This is a genomic window from Nostoc sp. LEGE 06077, from assembly GCF_015207705.1.
In the GTDB taxonomy this organism is placed as follows: domain Bacteria; phylum Cyanobacteriota; class Cyanobacteriia; order Cyanobacteriales; family Nostocaceae; genus Nostoc_B.
On sequence record NZ_JADEWI010000024.1, the window covers coordinates 57,146 to 76,763 of the forward strand.

General features: G+C 42.0%; 31 protein-coding genes. 6 read left to right on the forward strand and 25 right to left on the reverse strand.

Annotated features, from left to right (window positions below; genetic code table 11):
• Window positions 1-103: 103 nt before the first annotated feature.
• From rpsK to rplC, 24 genes are all read right to left on the reverse strand, one after another.
• Window positions 104-499 (reverse strand): 30S ribosomal protein S11, encoded by a 396-nt coding sequence (rpsK, locus tag IQ244_RS16625; protein ID WP_015113409.1) that lies wholly within the window; start codon window positions 497-499, stop codon window positions 104-106.
• A gap of 54 nt (window positions 500-553) precedes the next feature.
• The gene (gene rpsM / locus IQ244_RS16630) at window positions 554-934 is read right to left on the reverse strand and encodes a 30S ribosomal protein S13 (RefSeq protein ID WP_193895987.1); all 381 of its coding nucleotides are present in this window, start codon (window positions 932-934) and stop codon (window positions 554-556) included.
• A gap of 120 nt (window positions 935-1,054) precedes the next feature.
• Window positions 1,055-1,168 (reverse strand): 50S ribosomal protein L36, encoded by a 114-nt coding sequence (gene rpmJ, locus IQ244_RS16635; protein WP_015113411.1) that lies wholly within the window; start codon window positions 1,166-1,168, stop codon window positions 1,055-1,057.
• A 134-nt stretch (window positions 1,169-1,302) separates the two neighbouring features.
• On the reverse strand, window positions 1,303-1,527 hold the full coding sequence (infA, locus tag IQ244_RS16640) for a translation initiation factor IF-1 (protein ID WP_006276978.1): 225 nt from the start codon (window positions 1,525-1,527) through the stop codon (window positions 1,303-1,305).
• Window positions 1,528-1,732: 205 nt separating this feature from the next.
• Window positions 1,733-2,287 carry an adenylate kinase gene (locus tag IQ244_RS16645; RefSeq protein WP_193895989.1) on the reverse strand — a complete coding sequence of 185 codons (555 nt, stop codon included), beginning with the start codon at window positions 2,285-2,287 and terminating at the stop codon, window positions 1,733-1,735.
• Window positions 2,287-3,600 (reverse strand): preprotein translocase subunit SecY, encoded by a 1,314-nt coding sequence (secY, locus tag IQ244_RS16650; RefSeq protein WP_193895991.1) that lies wholly within the window; start codon window positions 3,598-3,600, stop codon window positions 2,287-2,289. Before secY ends, IQ244_RS16645 begins: the two co-directional genes overlap by 1 nt.
• Before the next feature lie 70 nt (window positions 3,601-3,670).
• Window positions 3,671-4,117, reverse strand: coding sequence for a 50S ribosomal protein L15 (gene rplO / locus IQ244_RS16655; RefSeq protein ID WP_193895993.1), 447 nt, complete (start codon window positions 4,115-4,117; stop codon window positions 3,671-3,673).
• Window positions 4,118-4,162: 45 nt separating this feature from the next.
• Window positions 4,163-4,687 carry a 30S ribosomal protein S5 gene (gene rpsE, locus IQ244_RS16660; RefSeq protein ID WP_193895995.1) on the reverse strand — a complete coding sequence of 175 codons (525 nt, stop codon included), beginning with the start codon at window positions 4,685-4,687 and terminating at the stop codon, window positions 4,163-4,165.
• 196 nt (window positions 4,688-4,883) lie between these two features.
• Window positions 4,884-5,246 (reverse strand): 50S ribosomal protein L18, encoded by a 363-nt coding sequence (rplR, locus tag IQ244_RS16665; protein ID WP_193895998.1) that lies wholly within the window; start codon window positions 5,244-5,246, stop codon window positions 4,884-4,886.
• A 2-nt stretch (window positions 5,247-5,248) separates the two neighbouring features.
• A complete protein-coding gene (rplF, locus tag IQ244_RS16670; protein ID WP_193896000.1) occupies window positions 5,249-5,797 on the reverse strand; it encodes a 50S ribosomal protein L6 in 549 nt (182 codons plus the stop codon).
• 82 nt (window positions 5,798-5,879) lie between these two features.
• Window positions 5,880-6,281 (reverse strand): 30S ribosomal protein S8, encoded by a 402-nt coding sequence (gene rpsH / locus IQ244_RS16675; RefSeq protein ID WP_193896001.1) that lies wholly within the window; start codon window positions 6,279-6,281, stop codon window positions 5,880-5,882.
• Between the two features lie 20 nt (window positions 6,282-6,301).
• A complete protein-coding gene (gene rplE / locus IQ244_RS16680) occupies window positions 6,302-6,850 on the reverse strand; it encodes a 50S ribosomal protein L5 (RefSeq protein WP_193896003.1) in 549 nt (182 codons plus the stop codon).
• Window positions 6,851-6,948: 98 nt separating this feature from the next.
• A complete protein-coding gene (gene rplX, locus IQ244_RS16685) occupies window positions 6,949-7,293 on the reverse strand; it encodes a 50S ribosomal protein L24 (RefSeq protein WP_193896005.1) in 345 nt (114 codons plus the stop codon).
• Entirely contained in the window at window positions 7,293-7,661 is a 369-nt protein-coding gene (rplN, locus tag IQ244_RS16690; protein WP_193896007.1) for a 50S ribosomal protein L14, read from the reverse strand. Before rplN ends, rplX begins: the two co-directional genes overlap by 1 nt.
• A 39-nt stretch (window positions 7,662-7,700) precedes the next feature.
• A complete protein-coding gene (rpsQ, locus tag IQ244_RS16695) occupies window positions 7,701-7,949 on the reverse strand; it encodes a 30S ribosomal protein S17 (RefSeq protein WP_015113422.1) in 249 nt (82 codons plus the stop codon).
• A gap of 6 nt (window positions 7,950-7,955) precedes the next feature.
• Window positions 7,956-8,183, reverse strand: a complete 228-nt coding sequence (rpmC, locus tag IQ244_RS16700) for a 50S ribosomal protein L29 (RefSeq protein ID WP_193896009.1) — start codon at window positions 8,181-8,183, stop codon at window positions 7,956-7,958.
• Between the two features lie 3 nt (window positions 8,184-8,186).
• Entirely contained in the window at window positions 8,187-8,615 is a 429-nt protein-coding gene (gene rplP / locus IQ244_RS16705) for a 50S ribosomal protein L16 (RefSeq protein WP_015113424.1), read from the reverse strand.
• 83 nt (window positions 8,616-8,698) lie between these two features.
• Window positions 8,699-9,454: a 30S ribosomal protein S3 gene (rpsC, locus tag IQ244_RS16710; protein ID WP_193896011.1), complete on the reverse strand. Its 756-nt coding sequence runs from the start codon at window positions 9,452-9,454 to the stop codon at window positions 8,699-8,701.
• A 27-nt stretch (window positions 9,455-9,481) separates the two neighbouring features.
• Window positions 9,482-9,841 carry a 50S ribosomal protein L22 gene (rplV, locus tag IQ244_RS16715; RefSeq protein ID WP_193896053.1) on the reverse strand — a complete coding sequence of 120 codons (360 nt, stop codon included), beginning with the start codon at window positions 9,839-9,841 and terminating at the stop codon, window positions 9,482-9,484.
• 87 nt (window positions 9,842-9,928) lie between these two features.
• Window positions 9,929-10,207, reverse strand: coding sequence for a 30S ribosomal protein S19 (gene rpsS / locus IQ244_RS16720; RefSeq protein WP_015113427.1), 279 nt, complete (start codon window positions 10,205-10,207; stop codon window positions 9,929-9,931).
• Between the two features lie 97 nt (window positions 10,208-10,304).
• Window positions 10,305-11,168 carry a 50S ribosomal protein L2 gene (gene rplB / locus IQ244_RS16725; RefSeq protein WP_193896013.1) on the reverse strand — a complete coding sequence of 288 codons (864 nt, stop codon included), beginning with the start codon at window positions 11,166-11,168 and terminating at the stop codon, window positions 10,305-10,307.
• Between the two features lie 6 nt (window positions 11,169-11,174).
• Entirely contained in the window at window positions 11,175-11,489 is a 315-nt protein-coding gene (locus tag IQ244_RS16730) for a 50S ribosomal protein L23 (RefSeq protein ID WP_015113429.1), read from the reverse strand.
• Window positions 11,482-12,114, reverse strand: a complete 633-nt coding sequence (rplD, locus tag IQ244_RS16735; RefSeq protein ID WP_193896015.1) for a 50S ribosomal protein L4 — start codon at window positions 12,112-12,114, stop codon at window positions 11,482-11,484. The genes IQ244_RS16730 and rplD overlap by 8 nt, the downstream gene beginning before the upstream one ends.
• Window positions 12,115-12,204: 90 nt before the next feature.
• On the reverse strand, window positions 12,205-12,840 hold the full coding sequence (gene rplC / locus IQ244_RS16740) for a 50S ribosomal protein L3 (RefSeq protein ID WP_193896017.1): 636 nt from the start codon (window positions 12,838-12,840) through the stop codon (window positions 12,205-12,207).
• An 897-nt stretch (window positions 12,841-13,737) separates the two neighbouring features.
• On the opposite strand from rplC, the gene IQ244_RS16745 reads away from it, so the two are divergent.
• The 6 genes from IQ244_RS16745 (at window position 13,738) to IQ244_RS16770 (ending at window position 18,783) form a co-directional block, all read left to right on the forward strand.
• The gene (locus IQ244_RS16745) at window positions 13,738-14,226 is read left to right on the forward strand and encodes an NAD(P)H-quinone oxidoreductase subunit N (protein ID WP_193896019.1); all 489 of its coding nucleotides are present in this window, start codon (window positions 13,738-13,740) and stop codon (window positions 14,224-14,226) included.
• A gap of 366 nt (window positions 14,227-14,592) precedes the next feature.
• Window positions 14,593-15,087: a hypothetical protein gene (locus IQ244_RS16750; protein ID WP_193896021.1), complete on the forward strand. Its 495-nt coding sequence runs from the start codon at window positions 14,593-14,595 to the stop codon at window positions 15,085-15,087.
• Between the two features lie 7 nt (window positions 15,088-15,094).
• Window positions 15,095-15,469 (forward strand): hypothetical protein, encoded by a 375-nt coding sequence (locus IQ244_RS16755; RefSeq protein ID WP_193896023.1) that lies wholly within the window; start codon window positions 15,095-15,097, stop codon window positions 15,467-15,469.
• 211 nt (window positions 15,470-15,680) lie between these two features.
• Window positions 15,681-16,931 (forward strand): sensor histidine kinase, encoded by a 1,251-nt coding sequence (locus IQ244_RS16760; RefSeq protein ID WP_193896025.1) that lies wholly within the window; start codon window positions 15,681-15,683, stop codon window positions 16,929-16,931.
• Between the two features lie 212 nt (window positions 16,932-17,143).
• Window positions 17,144-17,401, forward strand: coding sequence for a hypothetical protein (locus IQ244_RS16765; protein WP_193896027.1), 258 nt, complete (start codon window positions 17,144-17,146; stop codon window positions 17,399-17,401).
• 533 nt (window positions 17,402-17,934) lie between these two features.
• Complete coding sequence (locus tag IQ244_RS16770) at window positions 17,935-18,783, forward strand: hypothetical protein (protein WP_193896029.1); 849 nt, start codon at window positions 17,935-17,937, stop codon at window positions 18,781-18,783.
• Between the two features lie 266 nt (window positions 18,784-19,049).
• Here the strand turns inward: IQ244_RS16770 and IQ244_RS16775 are convergent, their stop codons facing one another.
• Window positions 19,050-19,616, reverse strand: a complete 567-nt coding sequence (locus tag IQ244_RS16775) for an NUDIX hydrolase (RefSeq protein WP_193896031.1) — start codon at window positions 19,614-19,616, stop codon at window positions 19,050-19,052.
• Window positions 19,617-19,618 lie beyond the last annotated feature (2 nt).

Genomic DNA, 19,618 nt, shown 5'->3' on the forward strand with positions numbered 1-19,618 from the left:
TAAGCCATCAGAAGTTATTTAGTATTCACATCAAAGCCTGAGTAGCTATTTAGATGTGAATTTTTGATTAAACTTCTTGTCTTTGTTTCCTTACAGGTTCTATCTAGACTCGGCGGCGCTTTGGTGGACGGCAACCATTATGAGGAATTGGAGTAATATCCCGAATAAGTGTAATTTCCAGTCCTGCTCCTTGAAGGGCGCGAATTGCAGTTTCTCTACCTGCACCAGGGCCACTGACCATCACTTCAATTTGACGCATTCCTTGATCAATAGCTCGGCGGGCAGCACTTTCCGCTGCGGTTTGTGCGGCAAAGGGAGTTCCCTTTTTAGCTCCCTTAAAACCACTGGAACCTGCACTTGCCCAGGAAATGACATCACCATTTTGATCGGTGATGGTGACAATGCTATTGTTGAAAGTAGATTGGATATAAGCAAGTCCGTTGGGTACGTTCCGCTTTTGCTTTTTACTCCCAGTTTTTTTAGTTGGTTGTCTCGCCATATTTGTTTAGTTAATTTAAGGGAAAACTTGCTCAGATGAGCAAGCAATGAACAATTATTTGCCAGGAGCCTTTTTCTTACCAGCCACTGTCTGCCTTCTCCCACGACGGGTTCTAGCATTAGTACGAGTTCTTTGCCCCCTGACTGGTAAACCCATCCGATGTCGGCGACCTCTGTAGGTACCAATATCAATTAAGCGCTTGATGTTCATGCCTTCCAAGCGCCGCAAGTCACCTTCTACTTGATAGTTACTTTCTATTTCTGCACGTAGGGTTGCGACATCGGCATCACTTAAGTCTTTAACGCGGGTGTCGGGATTGACACCTGTAGCCGCAAGAATTTCCTGCGACCTTGATAACCCAATTCCATAAATGTAAGTCAGACCAATCTCAACGCGCTTATCGCGTGGCAGGTCTACGCCGGCAATACGTGCCACAATGAATCTCTCCCTGTTGTTCTCGCAATTTCTCTTAGCTAAGATGTGGTTGATAGTCCACATCTGGAATTTTTGTGGTGATTTTTCCCAGTCACGATTAACTCCCAAATGTTGAGAGTGTTATCCTTGACGTTGTTTGTGTTTGGGGTTGGAGCAAATCACCATAACGCGACCACGACGGCGAATCACGTTACACTTTTCACAAATTTTTTTGACAGAGGCTCGGACTTTCATGCCTTTCGTAATTGACTCCAAATATAAAATTATAGCATTTCTGGAAAAATATTACAGTTAAGTAAATGAGAACCCCCAACAAGTTGATTTTATGGTACGATCCTTCACATATAACTAATTTTTTCTGGATTTAATTATTTTTTCCGCAATCTATAGGTAATTCGGCCTTTTGTCAGGTCGTAGGGAGTTAATTCAACCTTGACGCGATCGCCTGGCAAAATCTTGATGTAGTTGCGGCGAATCTTTCCAGAAATGTGTGCTAGTACATTAAAACCATTGTCCAAATCAACGCGAAACATCGCGTTTGGTAAGGACTCAGTAACTGTACCTTCCATTTCAATCAAATCTTGCTTAGACAATTTTTTTGTTCCTCAACTCAACAATTTTCCGTTCAATTGCAGCAGCATTAATCTGCAACTGAACACAATTAGAGAAATATATCAACAACTTATTAATATATCTTAGCTAAAATTGATCTGCATTCTGTTTTAAAAGGGGAGCGAGGAATTGGGAGTAGTGGTTGGTAAATACGATACTGCCCAATTACTACTCCTGAATCTTCGGCTAGGAAGCTAAAATGTTTTTCAATTCACTAGTGACTTCTTCTTGGGATTGATTACCATTGACTGTTAGCAGCCTTTGGCGTTGACTGTAGTAATCAATTAAGGGTGCAGTTTCATTGCGGTACACTTCTAGTCGACGGCGAATTACCTCTTCGGCATCATCTTTTCGTCCTCTAGCTAGTAAACGCGAGATCACCACGTCATCTGGTGCATCTAAGTTAACTACCCTTTCGCCACCTTGAGCTGTTTTTGTCAGTAACTCTTCTAGAAAAGCTGCTTGCGTAACTTTGCGAGGAAAACCGTCTAAAATCCAGCCAGATTTTGCATCTGGTTGGTTTAAGCGTTCTTCCACTAAGTCTTGCACTAACTGATCAGGAACTAACTCACCACTATCAACATAACTTTGAGCTTTAATTCCCAGAGGAGTTTGCTCTTTCATCGCTTGCCTCAATATTTCTCCAGTGGAAATATGAGGAATTTGCAGGTGTTCTGCCAAAACTTGAGCTTGAGTTCCTTTACCCGCTCCAGGTGGCCCCAAGAAGATTAGTCGCGTCACTATTGTTTCACCATTCCTTCATAACGCTGAGAGATAACGTAAGTCTGGACTTGTTTAGCGGTATCAATTGCTACACCAACTAGGATTAACAGTGAAGTAGCACCTAATCCTTTAAAGGTTGGTACTTTCAACGCACTTTCCACAGCAGTAGGAATGATTGCCACCAAGCCTAAAAATATAGCTCCCAAAAAAGTTAAGCGGTTGATTACCCGCTCGATATATTCACTTGTAGCTTTACCTGGGCGAATTCCGGGAATACTCGAACCCATTTTTTTTAAGTTCTGAGCTACATCAACTGGGTTAACAATCAATGAAGAGTAGAAGTAGCTAAAGAAAACAATCGATGTTAAGTAAACCAGCGCATAAACCCAAGGTGCAGAACCACCAGGACTGAGATAGGTATTGACGATATTCGCCAATTCAGGGTTCTTAGTGAAGTTAGCAATTAACAGTGGCAAACTGAGGATGGCCGCTGCAAAAATAATCGGCATAACACCGCCAGAATTGAGGCGTAGGGGCAGATAGCTTCGCTGTTCTGCCAATACTCTCCGACCGACTTGACGACGAGCCGAAATGATGGGGATGCGGCGAATACCTTCTTGCACAAATACAATCCCAACAATGGTTGCTAGGAAAACCAAAACTAGTACAATTACCCGACCCACAATTTCTCTACCGCCAACTTGCACTAAGTCGATGGTGTCGCCTAGAGATTTCGGTAGTGAAGCAACAATGTTGACAAAAATCAACAGTGATGCACCATTACCAATACCTCGTTCTGTGATCAGTTCGGATGCCCACATAACGAACATAGAACCTGCGGTAAGAGCGATCGCAGTTTCAGCTACAAATAGTGGGCCTGGAGTCAAGGCAAACTGTTGCAGAAATAAAGCCGAAAACGCCGTACTTTGGAGAATTGCCCAGCCTACAGTCACATAACGTGTAATTTGCGAAATTTTCCGCCGTCCTGCTTCACCTTCATTTTTCTGTAAATTTTCTAAAGATGGGATCGCCGCAGTCAGCAATTGGATAATAATAGACGCATTGATAAAGGGCAAAATTCCTAAAGCAAAGACTCCCAAAGTCGAAAGTCCACGCCCAGAAAAGATATCCAATAACCCAAATATGGAATTGCTACCAGAAATGGCTTCGTGAAATCTAGTTCTATCGATTCCTGGTACAGGCAGAAAGATACCTAGCCGAACCAGAATTAAAATACCGACAGTTACAAGCAGCCTGCCTCTCAGCCCAGCTGCTTGCGCCATCTGCATAAAAGTTTCTTGAGCCGTTGGGGCTTTATCTCGACTGATCATAGAGTGCTACCTTTTTCGTGAACCAGGCACTGGAAGGGAGTTGGCAGGTATTTAAGTGCGCGGTTGGGCTTCACTCTAAAACTTCACAACTTCCTCCAGCTGCCTCAATTTTGCTACGAGCTTGACCTGTGAAAGCTGCCGCTTTGACGTTGAGGGCAACGTTCAATTCCCCATTACCCAAAATTTTCAATGAACCCTTGACAGAGGTTAAAATACCTACGGCTTTTAAGGAATCCAATGTTACTTCTGTATTGGCTGGAAGAGAGGCTAACTTCTCTACATTTATCGTAGTGTAAATCTTGCGATTCACAAGTGGAAAGCCTTTCAGCTTGGGTATACGGCGGTACAATGGCTGCTGACCACCTTCAAAACCTGGTCTAGTACCACTACCAGAACGAGATTTTTGACCTCGCATACCGAGACCAGCACTGGCACCTTGACCAGCAGAAATACCCCTACCTACACGGCGACGGCGTTTTTTCGAGCCTTTTTGAGGCTTAACATCGTTGAGTCTCATGATGTTATTAGTATTTTTTACAAGAAATTTGTAAGTGGATCTCTACTAAATGTAGAGTTTTTCAATAGCAATACCACGATCTTCAGCAACTTCAGCAAGAGTACGCAATGTAGATAAAGCATTGACGGCGGCTCTAGCATTATTGAGTGGGTTGTTAGAACCGAGTTGTTTAGCTAAAACGTTGCGAACTCCGGCTAATTCCAGTACAGTCCGCACAGCACCACCAGCGATTACACCAGTACCAGGTGCGGCTGGACGCATAATCACTTTAGCACCACCACCAATACCATCAATCGGATGGGGAATAGAATTAGATTTTGTAATCGGAATGTCAATTAAGTGTTTTTTGCCATCGGCTACACCTTTTTTAACAGCACCGATTACATCTGAGGCTTTACCTACTCCAACCCCAACTTGACCACGTTCGTTACCCACGACGACGATAGCTCGGAAGCTGAGTTTTTTACCACCCTTAACGACCTTGCTCACACGCCGGATTTGGATTACGCGCTCTTGCCAGTTAGTTTCTTCTTTTTTTGCGCGATTAGCTTTACGACGACCTGTTGCCATAATTCATGCTCTCTTAATGTCATTTGTCAGTTGTCATTTGTCAGTTGTCATTTGTCCTTTGTCATTTACCTAATGACCAATGACAAATGAATACCAGTTGCTACAAGTCGGCTTCGCCGACGACAGTCGCTTTAAGTCGGGAAACCCTCCTACAGCGCTGTCTCCCCAAAACACTGGCTCCTAATGACTAATGACTTTAAAAATCCAACCCAGCTTCGCGTGCGGCTTCAGCCAGTGTTTTGATTCGACCGTGATACAAGTTACCACCCCGATCAAAAACTACTCTAGTAATGCCTTTTTCAATGGCTCTGACTGCAATTAATTTCCCAACTTGCGCGGATGCTTCGCAGTTAGCACCAGAAGCTAAATTCGCTTTCAACTCTGTGTCTAAAGTTGATGCCGCCACTAAAGTGTGATGCTGGGTATCATCAATTACTTGTGCGTAAATATGTTCGTTAGAGCGAAATATGGCTAGGCGTGGGCGTTCTGGAGAACCGTTGACCTTGCCACGGACGCGGCGATGACGACGCTGTTTTGATTCTCTACGAGTAAGTTTCATGTTTACTTCTTACCTTTACCTCCGGTCTTACCAGCTTTGCGTCTGACTACTTCACCCGCATAGCGAATACCTTTACCCTTGTAAGGTTCTGGTGGTCGGACAGCACGAATTTTAGCAGCTGTATTACCTACAATTTCTTTGTCATAGCCACTGACTATGACATTAGTGTTGTTTTCTACAGCAAACTGAATTCCTTCTGGTGGTTCAATGTTTACTTGATGGCTGAAACCCATGTTTAAAACTAGGTTACGCCCTTGCACTTGAGCGCGATAACCTACCCCTTGAATTTCCAAACGACGCTGAAAACCTTGGGAAACTCCTTCTACCATGTTGGCAACCAATGTCCGGCTTAAACCGTGCAATTGGCGGGAGGTGCGGGAATCATCTTTCCGAACTACTTGCAATGTTTCCCCTTCTTGGCTAACTGTCACGTTAACAGGTAGATCTCGTGACAGTTCACCTTTGGGGCCTTTTACCAAAACCTTTGTGCCATCAATGGTGACTTGCACTTTGGCGGGAATAGTAATTGGTCGTTTACCAATACGAGACATGATCTTTTGTCCTTTGTTCTTTGTCTAAAGTCAACAGTAAAGGCTTTTGACTTTTGACTTTTGACTTTTGACTTTATAACTTCTACCAGACGTAGCAAAGCACTTCACCACCCAAGTTCTGACGGCGAGCTTCACGGTCGGTCATGATGCCACTAGATGTGGAAATAATGGCAATACCGATGCCGCCTAGCACTCTGGGTAATTCTTTTCTGTTGGAATAAACGCGTAACCCAGGCTTGCTCACTCTTTTCAAAGCGGTAATCAAAGGTTGGCGATTTTTACCCTTGTATTTTAAGGAAACCACCAGATGACGTTTTATGCCTTCTCCGGTTTCTGAAAATTCCGAAATAAATCCTTCTTCCTGTAGCACTTTAGCAATACTACGGGTCATTTTAGTGGCTGGCACTTGTGTTGTTTGATGCCTTGCCATATTCGCATTGCGGATGCGCGTCAGCATATCTGCAATTGTGTCGTTAGCCGCCATCGTTCCCTCTTTAGATGAACTTATTGATCGCGAAAGGGCATTCCCAATTCTTTGAGTAAAGCGCGGCCCTCTTCGTCATTTTTTGCTGTAGTAATGATGGAAATATCCAGACCACGAATTTGATCAACGCTATCGTATTCGACTTCTGGAAATATTAGCTGTTCTCTTACGCCTAGAGTATAGTTGCCGCGACCGTCAAAGCTTTTAGGACTAATGCCCCGAAAGTCACGAATTCTAGGCAGTGTCAAGCTGATGAGGCGGTCGAGAAAGGCATACATTCTCTCACCTCTGAGAGTTACCATAATTCCTACAGGCATACCCTGACGGATTTTAAAGCCAGCGATCGCTTTCTTCGCCCTTGTCACTACAGGTTTTTGACCAGTAATCAGTGCAATTTCGTTGATAGAAGCTTCTAGTGCTTTAGCGTTTTGTGCTGCTTCGCCCAAACCCCGGTTAATAGTAACCTTGATCACCTTCGGTACTTGATGAACGTTGGTGTATTGAAACTGATTCGTGAGTTTGGGGACGATTGTCTCTTGATATACAGTTTTGAGTCTTGTTGTCGCCATAGTTTTTGTCCTGATATCCCTGGGCTTGGTCAGGGAAAATTCTGAAGGATGAAGATTAAGATAAGTATTATTTATACTTCAGGCTTTAAGCTTCATCCTTAATCAATAATCTCGCCCGTTTTTTTGAGTTTTCTGACCTTCTTGCCTTCTGGAGTGAAGGTGTAGCAAACGCGACTAGCAACGTTTTGTTTTGTGGAATAGAGCATCACGTTAGAACTGTGGATCGGGTACTCTTGGGTAACGATCCGTCCAGATTCCCCTTCTTGTTGGGGTTTAACGTGCTTAGTCTTAATGTTGACACCTTTGACAATAACTTTGCTCAGTTGCGGTAATGCTTTAATGATTTCGCCAACTTTGCCTTTGTCTTTGCCAGCAATTACTTGCACGGTGTCGCCAGTTTTGACGTGCATTTTATGAAATTCTTTTTCCTTTTGGGTTGCCATTACAGCACCTCCGGAGCCAGGGAAACAATTTTAGTAAAGTTTTTGTCGCGTAGTTCCCGTGCTACTGGGCCAAATACCCGTGTGCCTCTAGGATTACCATCTTTATTGATGATGACAGCGGCATTATCGTCAAAGCGAATGGTCATACCGCTATCACGCCGAATATTATGGCGAGTGCGAACAATCACAGCTTCCACAACATCTGATTTTTTCACAGCCATGTTAGGAATGGCATCTTTAACAACAGCAATAATCTTGTCGCCAATAAAACCGTAACGACTGTTACCCGCGCCTAAAACCCGGATACACATCAGTTTACGAGCGCCGCTGTTATCTGCCACATTCAAGTAAGTTTGGGGTTGAATCACAATTGGTCTCCCTTATGCAGTTGTTAGTTAAATAACAACTTATGAATTTTTAGTGTTGAGGATTTCTGTGACTTGCCAGCGCTTGGTTTTGCTCAGGGGTCTGGTTTCCTGAATCCGCACGCGATCTCCCACTTTGCATTTATTTTCTTCATCGTGAGCTTTATAGCGCCGGGTTTTCACTACAATCTTGCCGTACTTGGGATGGGGAGCGCGGTTTTCGATGGCCACTACCACCGTTTTTTGCATTTTGTCGCTCACTACCAAGCCAACTCGTTCTTTGATTGCCATAATCTCTTACTTTTCTTCCTTAGGCGGTTGATTTGCTGCCCGTTTGCGTTCTCCCTCTACCGTTAATAGTTGGGCGAGGCGATGGCGAGCATGGCGGAACTGATGAGGTTTTTCTAGTTGTCTTGTTGCTTTTTGCAAGCGCAACTGAAACAGTTGTTTTTTAGTGGCGATAATTTCCTCAACTAATTTCTCGTCACTTAATTCTCTGGCTTCTGAAATTTTGGGAAGCGGCATAACCTACTCCTGCTCCTCTTCTATTTGAGGGCGCACAATAAATTTAGTTTTAATGGGCAGCTTAAATGCAGCTAGGCGCATAGCTTCACGGGCAATTTCTTCCGAAACACCAGCGATTTCAAAAAGAATCCGACCTGGCTTGACTACAGCTACCCAAAATTCTGGATTACCTTTACCAGAACCCATCCGAGTTTCTGCTGGACGCATAGTAACAGGTTTATCTGGGAAAATCCGAATCCAGATCTTACCACCCCGACGAATATAACGAGTCATCGCTCGACGGGAAGCCTCGATTTGCCGAGAGGTGATCCAAGCTGGTTCTTGCGCTTGGAGGGCGAAATCACCAAAGTTAAGGGTGCTACCCCGGTGGGCTAGACCCGCCATCCGCCCGCGCTGTTGTTTGCGGAATTTAGTTCTTCTAGGACTTAACATGACTATGAAGTGTGAAGTATGAAGTGTGAAGTATGAAGTGTGAAGTATGAAAGATAAATTTTTTATCCTTCTTCCTTCATCCTTTAGCCTTCATTGGAACGGTCTTCAAACTGCTGGCGACGGCGCTGTTGTTGACGGCGACGAGGTTCACGTTCGCGGGTTGTGGGTTGGGGTTGAGTTTCTTCCTGTCCAGGAATAATTTCTCCTTTAAATACCCACACTTTGATGCCCAAAATACCGTAAACAGTTTTGGCTGTGCAGTAAGCGTAGTCAATATCAGCCCGTAAGGTGTGTAGAGGTACTCTACCTTCACGAGTCCACTCTGTCCGCGCAATTTCTGCACCATTGAGCCGACCGCTGACCTGAATTTTAATTCCTTGAATCCCAGCCCGTTGCGCTCGTTGAATTGCTTGGCGGACTACGCGACGGAAGGAAACGCGGCGTTCTAGTTGTTGAGCTATGTATTCTGAAATTAAGTAAGCATCGGCATCAACTCGTTGTACTTCTACGACGTTGATCCGAATTTGACGATTGCTACCCAATAAATCTTGCAGTCCAGTGCGTAAGGATTCAATACCTTGTCCACCGCGGCCTACAACTACACCTGGGCGTGCTGTCCGCACTTCTAGATCAATTTGGTCTGCTTTGCGCTCAATTCTAACTTCAGAAATGCCGGCGTTATTTTGAGCAAGTCTACCCAGTTTTTGTTCTATATACTTACGAAGTTTGTGATCTTCTTGTAAAAGTTCTGGATAGCGGTCTGGATCTGCGTACCAACGGGATTGGTGTTCTTGGGTAATCCCCAGGCGAAAGCCAACTGGATGAATTTTTTGTCCCACAAATGCTTCCTCTAAAGTTTCTGGTAATTATTCCACCGTGTCGCCAGCAGCAACAGCTACTGTGATGTGACACGTAGGTTTGCGAATTTGGTAAGCTCGACCTTGCGCTCTAGGTTGGAAACGTTTTAGGACTGGCCCTTGATCAGCGTAAGCTTGGGTAATCACCAGTTGAGCGCGGTCTAGACCTGCATTATGTTCAGCATTTGCGGCAGCGCTTCTAATCAGTTTCAGTACTGGTTCACAAGCCCGATAAGGCATGAATTCCAGGATAATTAGCGCTTCTCTGTAAGACCGCCCCCGAATTTGATCAAGTACACGACGCACTTTAAAGGGAGACATGCGTATATAACGGGCGATCGCTTTTACTTCTGTAGTATTAGTTGCCATGATTTTCTCCTTGTCGTTTGCCATTCGTCATTTGTCATTTGTCATTTGTCAGCTACAAAGGACTAATGACAATGGACAAAGGACAAACTATCTACCCGCTTTTTTGTCACTTTTGCCATGACCCCTGTAGGTGCGTGTTGGCGCAAATTCTCCCAACTTATGTCCTACCATCTGATCGCTGATGAAAACAGGGACGTGCTGTCTGCCATTGTGAACTGCTATGGTGTGACCTACCATTTGGGGCAGAATTGTTGATGCTCTTGACCAAGTTTTAATAACTTGCTTTTCGTTTCTATCATTCAGCTTTTCAATTTTGCTGAGTAAATGATCGGCAACGAAAGGACCTTTTTTTAGAGAACGACCCATAATTAAATTTTGGCTTTAGGATTTGGGATTTTGGATTTATCAATTTGGACTTTGGATAATTTATTCATCTAAAATCCAAATTTGGAAATCGAAAACTCTAAGACTGACGACCACCACGACCACGCTTAGAAGATTTGCGACGACGACGCACAATCAACTTACTGCTGGGTTTCTTGGGTTTGCGTGTCTTGGCTCCCAATGTTGGTTTACCCCAAGGTGTGACTGGGCCAGATCTCCCGATGGGCGCTCTACCTTCACCACCACCATGTGGGTGATCCACTGGGTTCATGACGCTACCTCTGACCTTCGGACGGCGACCCTTCCAACGGTTACGTCCGGCTTTACCTGCACTCAGGTTTCTCGCATCGGTGTTGCCTACTTGGCCGATGGTGGCGTAGCATTCACGTCGCACCATCCGTACTTCTCCGGAAGGTAACTTAAGCGTTACATAATTACCTTCTTTAGCAACTACTTGGGCTGTAGCACCAGCAGAACGGACAATTTGACCACCTTTACCAGCGGTAAGTTCGACGTTATGGACGCTTGTACCCAAAGGAATATTGGCTAACGGTAAGGCGTTGCCATCTTCAATGGGAGACTCATGTCCAGCAATTACAGTTGTACCGACTTTCAATCCATTGGGTTGGAGGATATAGCGTTTTTCCCCATCCTGATATTGCAGTAAGGCAATACGTGCGTTCCGATTGGGGTCATATTCGATCGCCAATACTGTGGCGGGAATCTGTCGCTTATCTCTTTTAAAATCGATAATTCGATAAAGTCTTTTGTGGCCGCCACCCCGACGACGGCTGGTTATCCGCCCTTGATTGTTGCGACCTTTAGCGCGATGTACATACACCGTCAGGGACTTTTCCGGTTCAGTTTTGGTAATTTCTGAAAAGTCGGAGATAGTAACTTGACGTGTGCTGGGGGTATAAGGGCGATAAGAACGAGTACCCATTTTGTGTTAGACCTCTGGGAATAGAATCTGTCTAATCTTCTGTGCGTCCCCAGGTGAGACGGTGACAATAGCTTTCTTATATTGGGGCTTATAGCCAACAAATTTGCCAACGCGACGTTTTTTCCGTGGCTGTGTGGCAGTATTTATTTTGACAACTTTGACTTGAAACAAGTCTTCGATCGCTAATTTAATATCTGGCTTGGTAGCTTTGATTACCACTTCAAAAGTGTATTGATTCTGTTCCATCAGAATCGTCGCCTTTTCGGTAACAATTGGGCGACGCACCAAGTCCGGCAGATCACGGGGGTCAATCTTAGGCACTGTAGACCTCCTGGATTTTTTCTAATGCTGGTGCTGTGATGACAATTTTGTCAGCGTGCAGCAAGTCATAAACATTCAGTTGATCTGCTGCGATAATTTTTAAATTTTCGACGTTGCGTCCTGACAGATAAACTGTATCTGCAATCTCAGACAAAATTAATAAGCTCTTTTGTTCTGGGTTTGCGCCCCAACGTGCCAAAGCTGCAACCAAATCCTTCGTCTTGGGACGAGAAAATTCGTTACTAAATTCCTCGACCACAATTAAATCATCTGTACGACCGACAAAGGCTGTTCTTAATGCTAACCGCCTTTCTTTACGGTTCATTTTGAGGTCGTATTCTCTGGGTTTAGGCCCAAATATCACACCACCACCACGCCATAATGGCGAACGAATGGAACCTGCACGAGCGCGACCTGTTCCTTTTTGCCGCCAAGGTTTGCGGCCACCACCTCTAACTTCCGAACGAGTTTTTGTACTAGCGGTTCCTTGACGTGCATTGGTCGTTTGTCTAACCAAGGCGCGGTGTACAATATGCGCTGCTGTTGCCTCTTTAGCAACCCGCAAGTCGAACGTTTTTTGCCCGACTTCCTCTCCTTGCCAGTTTTTAACTACAGTCTCAACCATTTTTTGTCCTTTGTCATTTGTCTTTTGTCATTAGTCCTTTGTCATTTGTCTTTAGCTAATAACCAATGACTAATGACCATTGACGATTGACTATTTACCAACTTTCTTTGCAGGCACAACAGTTACTAAAGCACCTGGTTTACCAGGAATTGCTCCTTTGATGAGTAACAAGTTGCGTTCTGCGTCTACACGTACAACTGTCAATTTACTAATGGTGACGCGGGTACCTCCCAAACGCCCTGCCATTCTTTTACCTGGATAAACACGACCTGGTGTTGTACCCGCACCGATGGAACCAGGCGCTCTGTGATTTTTAGAACCGTGAGACATTGGCCCGCGACCAAAGTTATTCCGCTTTTGGTTGCCTGCAAAACCGCGACCGATACTTGTACCGATGACATCTACGATTTGACCAGCACTAAAAATGTCTGCTTTAATTTCTTGACCTAAAGTGTACTCGCTAGAATTATCTGTGCGAAACTCACTTAGGTGATTTAAAGCTGGGGCAGATGATTTGGCTAAATGACCCAACAAGGGTTTATTTAGTGCTTTTGGTTTGACTTCGCCATAACCAAGTTGAATGGCGGCGTAACCGTCGGTTTGTTTTGTTTTGACTTGTGTTACAGTGCATGGCCCTGCTTGAATGACTGTGACAGGAGTTGCTACTCCTGCATCGTCAAATACTTGGGTCATGCCCAGCTTGGTGCCGAGAATACCTACAGACACAATAACTGGTTCTCCTTTTTACATAATTAGCAGATTCATCGGGACGCTCGGTGATGTTCCGACTGAGGGAGGACGATCCTCAGCAATTTCCAGCAGTAACTACTGCTTTCTCTTATCCGGAAAACAGAAACCGTTCCCTTAATTTTCAGTGAATCCGTTTATTTGAATTCAGTTGTTTACTAAAACAACCATGAGTTGATTTCCTAAAGGAAATACACACTTTTGGTTTTAAGGCAATGCTCTAAAGCTTTGCACTTTGTGCAGCAATGCTCTCGTCCAAGCAATTGCTTAGGCACTCTCTGAAGGCGACGCTTGGGTTAGCCTCCATTTTGTAGTAGGACTTAAGCAGTTATTTACTACTCAGTATCCTGATAACTAAGATTTCTGTACTACTACAGCGCTAGTATTACGACTCAGTTTCTACTTTACGGATTACCTTAAACTATTGTTCAAGGTTTTGCCTAGTTTATCCGGGCTACAGGATGGCATCCAGATTGCATCTAGGTCTTGGCTTTGATTATGAAGCCAGAAGATGATGAGTGAACATTCAAGCTTTTTTAGTTTAGCAGTCTCTTGGCATTTGGGACTAAATCATCCTCTGATTATGTTTTATCAGTTCTAGATGTCATCCCAATTTATATGACACAGAGAAGCAGAACTTAGCCTTTTGGTCACAATCTCACATTTTAGATGAAAGGTGTAATGTTTGTCGAGGATTTTTTCAAGATTTATTGAAGAGGCTTTGTCTAGCCAAGATCATACTCGATAAAGATATTTTGAGTGTTTAGGGAATGCTTTTGCAAGTTTTGAACTAGTTGCGCTCCTAATGTACCTTAAATATTTTACTTAACAGTAAATAATAGAGATATGTAAGTGGGATAGGATAAACGAAAATCTATGGCACTAATTACCACTGGCAATGGTTTAATCCGAGATTTGGAAAAATTTGGCGCTCTCGGTACGTACGTCCCTTTAGAGGGAGGCTTTGAAGGTCGATATCGCCGCCGGCTGCGTGCTGCTGGCTATGTGACTTTGAATATGACTGCTAGGGGATTGGGCGATGTAGCGGCCTATCTCACAGGAGTTCATGGAGTGAGACCACCTCACTTGGGTAAGAAAAGTTCTGGTACTGGTGCTGCTGTGGGTAATGTCTACTATTTGCCTCCAATTGTTAACTATCAGCTAGAACAGCTACCACCAAAATCTAAGGGTTTGGTGTTGTGGATTATTGAAGGGCATATTCTTTCTGACCAAGAAATTGAGTTTTTGACAGAACTGCCTAAATTGGAACCAAAGGTAAAGGTAGTGGTGGAAAGAGGCGGCGCTCGCGCTTTCAATTGGAAGCCGCTGACAGCTACATTCTCTGTTAGTTCTCAGGCTGTGTAATTTGTTGGATTAACGTTTGGGCGATCGCATTTGTGATTTTCATAGATGCGATCGCTTTATTTTTTTGGAGAAGTTGCAATTATGTTTAGAAACACTACGATCGCGCGTCTTTTAAGCGCCACGATACCTTTGAGAACTATTCAATAAATCTCAGGTCATAGTAACTGACAACTCCTCGCTTAGTTTTTGCTTACTTGGGCTGAACTGTGACACTGTATTTTTTCGAGTCTAAAATCTTTCATGCTTTTCTAGAGATGCTTTCAGCACAAGCGAGTTTTAATCCTTATTGATCCTTGAGGAATAGTACGTACAATTATACGTATTCACTAATTTCATGAAATCGGCTTGGCTGAAAACGTATAACCTATGGTTTTAGGCAATTTTGGTAATGTTTACTCAGATGAGCTAATTACTGCCACTGAGTTAAATCGTCAACCTGGGCGAGTTCTCGACAAAGCTTTAGAACGTCCGGTGACAATTACGCGCAACGATCAGGCTTTTGCGTTGTTGCGTAGGGAGGAAGTAACTTCTCTGGTGAAGGTAGCTACTCAAAGTCAAGCTGTTTTTGAAGCATTAACTGTTGCTTTTTCTTTATTACTAGGAAAAGAAATCGGCTTTGAACATCCTTATAGATGGTTGAGTGTGTTTGATTCCGATGATTTGCAAGAGTTTATCAAGGAGCTAAGTGAAGCTTTTCGGTTGATAGATTCTTCAACTACAGCATGGAAGATGATTGAGGTGCTTATCCATGAATGGCATGAAAGTGCTATTGCTATATCTAGTCCTGAATTAGCAGCAGCTTTTAGTACTGAAACTGATGAAGTGGCATTAACCAAACCATCTGTTCATAGTGCTGAGTAAAGTGTGTATGTCAGACAACCAAGAAGAAAACCTCATAGTGGAAAATGTAGAGCCGCCAGAAGTGAAACTGACGGCTCCTGTATTCTCTGAGAGAGAAAGCACTTGGTTAGTAGTAGCTAAAAATCGTCGAGTTAATCGGGACTGGGAAGCTTTAATGCAACGTCATCCAGAAAACTCTCTGCGCTGTTATGAGGATTTATGTTCTACGCCAATAACCAGACAGCCAGGACGTGTTTTTCCTTTGAAGGGTAAAACTTACAAAGGAGCATGGGAATATGAAGTAACAAAAGGAGACAGAGTATTTTACGTTCTTGATGAGCAGCAATTGAAGGTTGTTGTTTATTACGCCGGAAAACACCCTAATATTGCACCTGTACCGTAAACCTGCGGCGATCACCCACTATATTATTATCCACTTTAATATATTTAGAAGCATTTTCTCTTCAGGTAACTGATATCAAGCTTAAAAACTGCTTTTAGCAATGATTTAACCCCACAACAGTAGGAAGAAATCTATTGTAAACATTTATGTAGATTATGAGTAAATAAATGGGTACTTTAAGGATCTGAAAGCTTAGGGTACTAGTAGATTTATGAGTCATGTTATCGGTGCTGATCAACTCGCTTGGTTAATAGCGGGAGAAAACTTAGCCGTTTCTTGTTGCTATTTCATTATTGGTAGTGTCATTGCTTATGGGGTTTGGCGTAATCGGCTGGCTGGAGTTGACGCACTGGTTGTTACAGTAGCAGCTATTTTTTTCAGTTGCTCTTTTGGTCATGGGCTGCATGTAGTTGGAATACTAGGTTTAGTTAATTCACACTTTTGGCAAGCGATAGCTGACTTTTTGACAGTTTTAATTGCATTACGATTTCTCAGTTTTTACAAAAGTTTTGATTTACTTGCTTGTTTCAGTCAAATATTCGCATCAAAAATCGAACTGGAAAGCAAGAATCAACTCTTGGAAAAAACTATGACAGACATGAAGCAGATGCAAATGCAGTTAGTACAACAAGAAAAAATGTCAAGCTTGGGTCAATTAGTGGCTGGGGTTGCACATGAAATCAATAATCCTATTAACTTTATTCACGGCAACTTGACTTATGTTGAAGAGTATACAGACTATCTGTTGGAGATTGTACAAGCTTATCAAGTTTATTTTCCGGTTCTACCATTGCAAATTCATCGATTGATTGAAGAAGTGGATTTAGACTTTCTACAAGAAGATTTGCCGAAAGTCTTAGCCTCAATGAAAGCAGGAAGCGATCGCATTCGGCAAATTGTCTTGTCATTGCGAAATTTCTCGCGCTTAGATGAAGCCGAACTAAAAGCTGTGAACATTCATGAAGGTATTGATAATACACTTATGATTTTGCATCACCGTCTCCAAACAAAATCAGAATGTGCAGAAATTAAGGTTGTCAAAGATTACAGTAACTTGCCAGAGGTAGAGTGTTATCCTAGTTCACTTAATCAAGTAGTTTTGAACATTCTCGCAAATGCAATAGATACGTTGGAAGAAAGCATTACTCAAAAATCTCACCAAGAAATTCAAGATCATCTGCCTCAAATTACAATTCGGACATCTCTGACAGCAGACAAATGGGTGGAAATTACCATTAAAGATAATGGAGTGGGGATTCCTGAACAACTTCAGACGCAAATTTTTGACCCATTTTTTACGACAAAACCCGTAGGTAAGGGTACAGGAATTAGTATGTCAATTAGTCATCAGATAATCGTCGAAAGACATCATGGTAAGTTAACCTGTCTTTCAACCTTTGGTCAAGGAACAGCGTTTGTGATCCAAATTCCATTGAAGCAAAACGCCTATGTGCTTGTTTAACGTTGTGGTTGTGTTAGAAATACAACGTTTTGTTGGCTTCGGAAATATAGCAGGGGACAGGTAATAGGTGACAGGTGACAGGGTTAAAAGCTTTGTTGTGTCTAAGTTTTATTATTTATCGATGTCCTAACCAACTTGGCTACTGCTATACCTATACAAGAGTTGCGATCGCGCTTTGGTTAGTATCTAGATATTGCTAGTAGTATCTTGATATGCGATATGAAGACCATCCATACTTTTATGTGCGTGTATTCGCAAGAGTTTTAGGATGTCTACTTCCTGGGGAAATTACTGTTATTCTCTTTCCGGGACATGGGTTAGTGCTAACCGAAGCAATTCCGACGTATCTGATTCCTGAAAACTTGAGAATGCCCAATAGTGAATTTTATGTGTTATTTAGACATTCTGGGCGTGAGATGATCCGAATTTTGCAGATTGACGAATTTTGCCCAGAAATTGATGGAAATTAAAGTTGAGGCTCAAATCGTTTTAACTTGCAAACAACCGCTTGTTTATATAGCAGTTAAAGAGAACAGACAAAAACTTTTTTCCCAATCAATCTAACTGTTGCCCATTCCTTTAACCAAAAGTCGGTGGTAGGGTGAGATGACAGTGATATTATCTACCTTTGATCAGTCTAGATCAGTTTTAGATTCATATTTAGGCGATCGCTAGTTGGTGTTATGGGTGCGATCGCCCAGCTTTTTTGATTGAATAGCGATCATGCTTTGTTAAATATCAGCTTTTTAACCAGCTATCTTATGGCAAAACAGTTATTGCTTGTGGCTGATAGCCAATTTGTGGTGGATAGGTTCGAGATAGAGAAACATAATAAGTTTCGGTAAATTGTAAGTATCCAGTCGTATAAGTACTGAATATCACTTATTGAAAATGTTATTTATTTTAGATTATTAGACAAAAAATATACTGATAAAAACTGCCAAAATAGCAGGATAAAATTTATTCTAAATTTGTTTAATACACAAAATAATTTATATATTCTATGGAACTTATTATTTATGCTAGAGAGGTCGGAAATAAGTATAAGAAAATGAATAAAATCTGGAGTATTTTAATGGTTTCCAGCCTAGTCGGATTAGGGACTTTATTTAATGTTAAAGCTCAAGCAGCATCATTTGAGATTGACTCTACCTACACTTTTTTGAAAACCCAGTCTGATACAACTTATTACAATAATGTTCAGACAATCGCAGGTAATACTAAAGCTATCTCTTTAGCCGATTTGGATCTTGAAGCTGGAAACACAATTCGTTTAACTACTTCTGGTGTATTTAACTGGAGTGTTTGGAACCCTGGACAAAGAAGCGATATGATTGGTGTCTTCAGTGCTTCAGATACATTGCTTGATTCTTCTTTTCAACAGCGTGTAGCTAATGCTATTAGCCTTGATACTGAAGATGCTAGTAAGTATGCCTATACAGATGCAAGCTGGACTTCTAATACTTTATTTGATACAACTTATCAAACAGGTTCTACTTACGACGCATCAAAAGGTGCTTATATGTGTAATGGAGCAACTTTAAGTGAAGTTAATAGAACTTGCGGCCAAAAAACACTGTTTGATGGTGTGTTTGGAATCTTAGGTGAGATGACAATTAAGATTCCCACTAATGCTAAGTTTTTATTCCTAGCAGTTAATGATATTTTCTACAGTGACAACACTGAAAAAATGTTAGTTGATATCACTAATGCAAAATCTGTTAATAACGTAGCCAGCGCCAAATATGTAAATAATGCAACTTCTGTTCCTGAACCAAGCGCAGTTGTTGGTATTGCTGCTACACTGACATTGGCTTTAAGAATGAAGTTGAAAAAACAAGTTGCTAATTAATTTTTTTGTAATAACTAACGAGTCAGAATTCTGGATAAATTAAGAGTCTGCTAGATAGAAAAGTTAATATTCTAATACTATTTGTTATCAAACTCTGAGTAATCTGACTGCTGGATTCTACATTCTTACATTTTCTGTCCGATTTTATTAGAGAAGGAGAGATATATTGATTTTGGGAACTTACATTTATTAATTTTCAAGCTTTGAATTTACTGGACTAAATTTTGGGTGATCGCTATTCTAAATTACAGATGCGATCGCTTTTTTTATTGATGATTATTAAGCTGCTTCATCAGGTTTAAACCTAAAAATAGGGCGGCAATAGTTCCTGAAACTGAAATTTTACCTTGATAAATTTTATCTAATACTTCTGCTAATGGAATTAAAATTACTTCAATTTCTTCTGTAATATCTAAATTTTGTTCACCAACTTTTATGACATTTTCAGCTAAAAATAAATGTATACGGTTGGTATCTTTGCTGGGTTTATCATAAAAAACAGTGACTTGTTTAACTTGTTGAGCTAGATAACCAGTTTCTTCTTGTAATTCTCGAATAGCTGCTGTCTCCGCACTTTCTTGTGTGGGATCAAAATGCCCGGCTGGCAATTCTATAAAAAAATCTGCTACTGCGTGTCGGTATTGCCGGACAAAAACAATCTCTTGATTACTTGTAATCGGTAAAATAATGGCAATTTCTGGTTTAATACTGACAAAAAAATCATCAATGATTTTACCGTTAGGTAATTCAATCTTATCTTGTCTAACCTGACACCAGGGATGGTTTAATACCATTTCAGATTGCAGAATTTTCCATTTTTTGAGATTGCTCATAG

Coding starts and splice junctions, on each gene's coding strand:
- IQ244_RS16775 (WP_193896031.1), bottom strand. CDS start 19,616: ATGAGCAATCTCAAAAAATGGAAAATTCTGCAATCTGAAATGGTATTA.
- rpsH (WP_193896001.1), bottom strand. CDS start 6,281: ATGGCGGCTAACGACACAATTGCAGATATGCTGACGCGCATCCGCAAT.
- rplO (WP_193895993.1), bottom strand. CDS start 4,117: ATGAGACTCAACGATGTTAAGCCTCAAAAAGGCTCGAAAAAACGCCGT.
- rplR (WP_193895998.1), bottom strand. CDS start 5,246: ATGAAACTTACTCGTAGAGAATCAAAACAGCGTCGTCATCGCCGCGTC.
- rplX (WP_193896005.1), bottom strand. CDS start 7,293: ATGGCAACCCAAAAGGAAAAAGAATTTCATAAAATGCACGTCAAAACT.
- rplP (WP_015113424.1), bottom strand. CDS start 8,615: ATGTTAAGTCCTAGAAGAACTAAATTCCGCAAACAACAGCGCGGGCGG.
- IQ244_RS16755 (WP_193896023.1), top strand. CDS start 15,095: ATGTCAGACAACCAAGAAGAAAACCTCATAGTGGAAAATGTAGAGCCG.
- rpsK (WP_015113409.1), bottom strand. CDS start 499: ATGGCGAGACAACCAACTAAAAAAACTGGGAGTAAAAAGCAAAAGCGG.
- IQ244_RS16770 (WP_193896029.1), top strand. CDS start 17,935: ATGGAACTTATTATTTATGCTAGAGAGGTCGGAAATAAGTATAAGAAA.
- rplV (WP_193896053.1), bottom strand. CDS start 9,841: ATGGCAACTAATACTACAGAAGTAAAAGCGATCGCCCGTTATATACGC.
- IQ244_RS16750 (WP_193896021.1), top strand. CDS start 14,593: ATGGTTTTAGGCAATTTTGGTAATGTTTACTCAGATGAGCTAATTACT.
- IQ244_RS16760 (WP_193896025.1), top strand. CDS start 15,681: ATGAGTCATGTTATCGGTGCTGATCAACTCGCTTGGTTAATAGCGGGA.
- rplB (WP_193896013.1), bottom strand. CDS start 11,168: ATGGGTACTCGTTCTTATCGCCCTTATACCCCCAGCACACGTCAAGTT.
- rpmC (WP_193896009.1), bottom strand. CDS start 8,183: ATGCCGCTTCCCAAAATTTCAGAAGCCAGAGAATTAAGTGACGAGAAA.
- IQ244_RS16745 (WP_193896019.1), top strand. CDS start 13,738: ATGGCACTAATTACCACTGGCAATGGTTTAATCCGAGATTTGGAAAAA.
- rplD (WP_193896015.1), bottom strand. CDS start 12,114: ATGGTTGAGACTGTAGTTAAAAACTGGCAAGGAGAGGAAGTCGGGCAA.
- rplF (WP_193896000.1), bottom strand. CDS start 5,797: ATGTCTCGTATTGGTAAACGACCAATTACTATTCCCGCCAAAGTGCAA.
- rplE (WP_193896003.1), bottom strand. CDS start 6,850: ATGGCGACAACAAGACTCAAAACTGTATATCAAGAGACAATCGTCCCC.
- rpsE (WP_193895995.1), bottom strand. CDS start 4,687: ATGGCAACAGGTCGTCGTAAAGCTAATCGCGCAAAAAAAGAAGAAACT.
- IQ244_RS16765 (WP_193896027.1), top strand. CDS start 17,144: ATGCGATATGAAGACCATCCATACTTTTATGTGCGTGTATTCGCAAGA.
- secY (WP_193895991.1), bottom strand. CDS start 3,600: ATGATCAGTCGAGATAAAGCCCCAACGGCTCAAGAAACTTTTATGCAG.
- rpmJ (WP_015113411.1), bottom strand. CDS start 1,168: ATGAAAGTCCGAGCCTCTGTCAAAAAAATTTGTGAAAAGTGTAACGTG.
- rpsQ (WP_015113422.1), bottom strand. CDS start 7,949: ATGGCAATCAAAGAACGAGTTGGCTTGGTAGTGAGCGACAAAATGCAA.
- rpsS (WP_015113427.1), bottom strand. CDS start 10,207: ATGGGTCGTTCTCTAAAAAAAGGTCCTTTCGTTGCCGATCATTTACTC.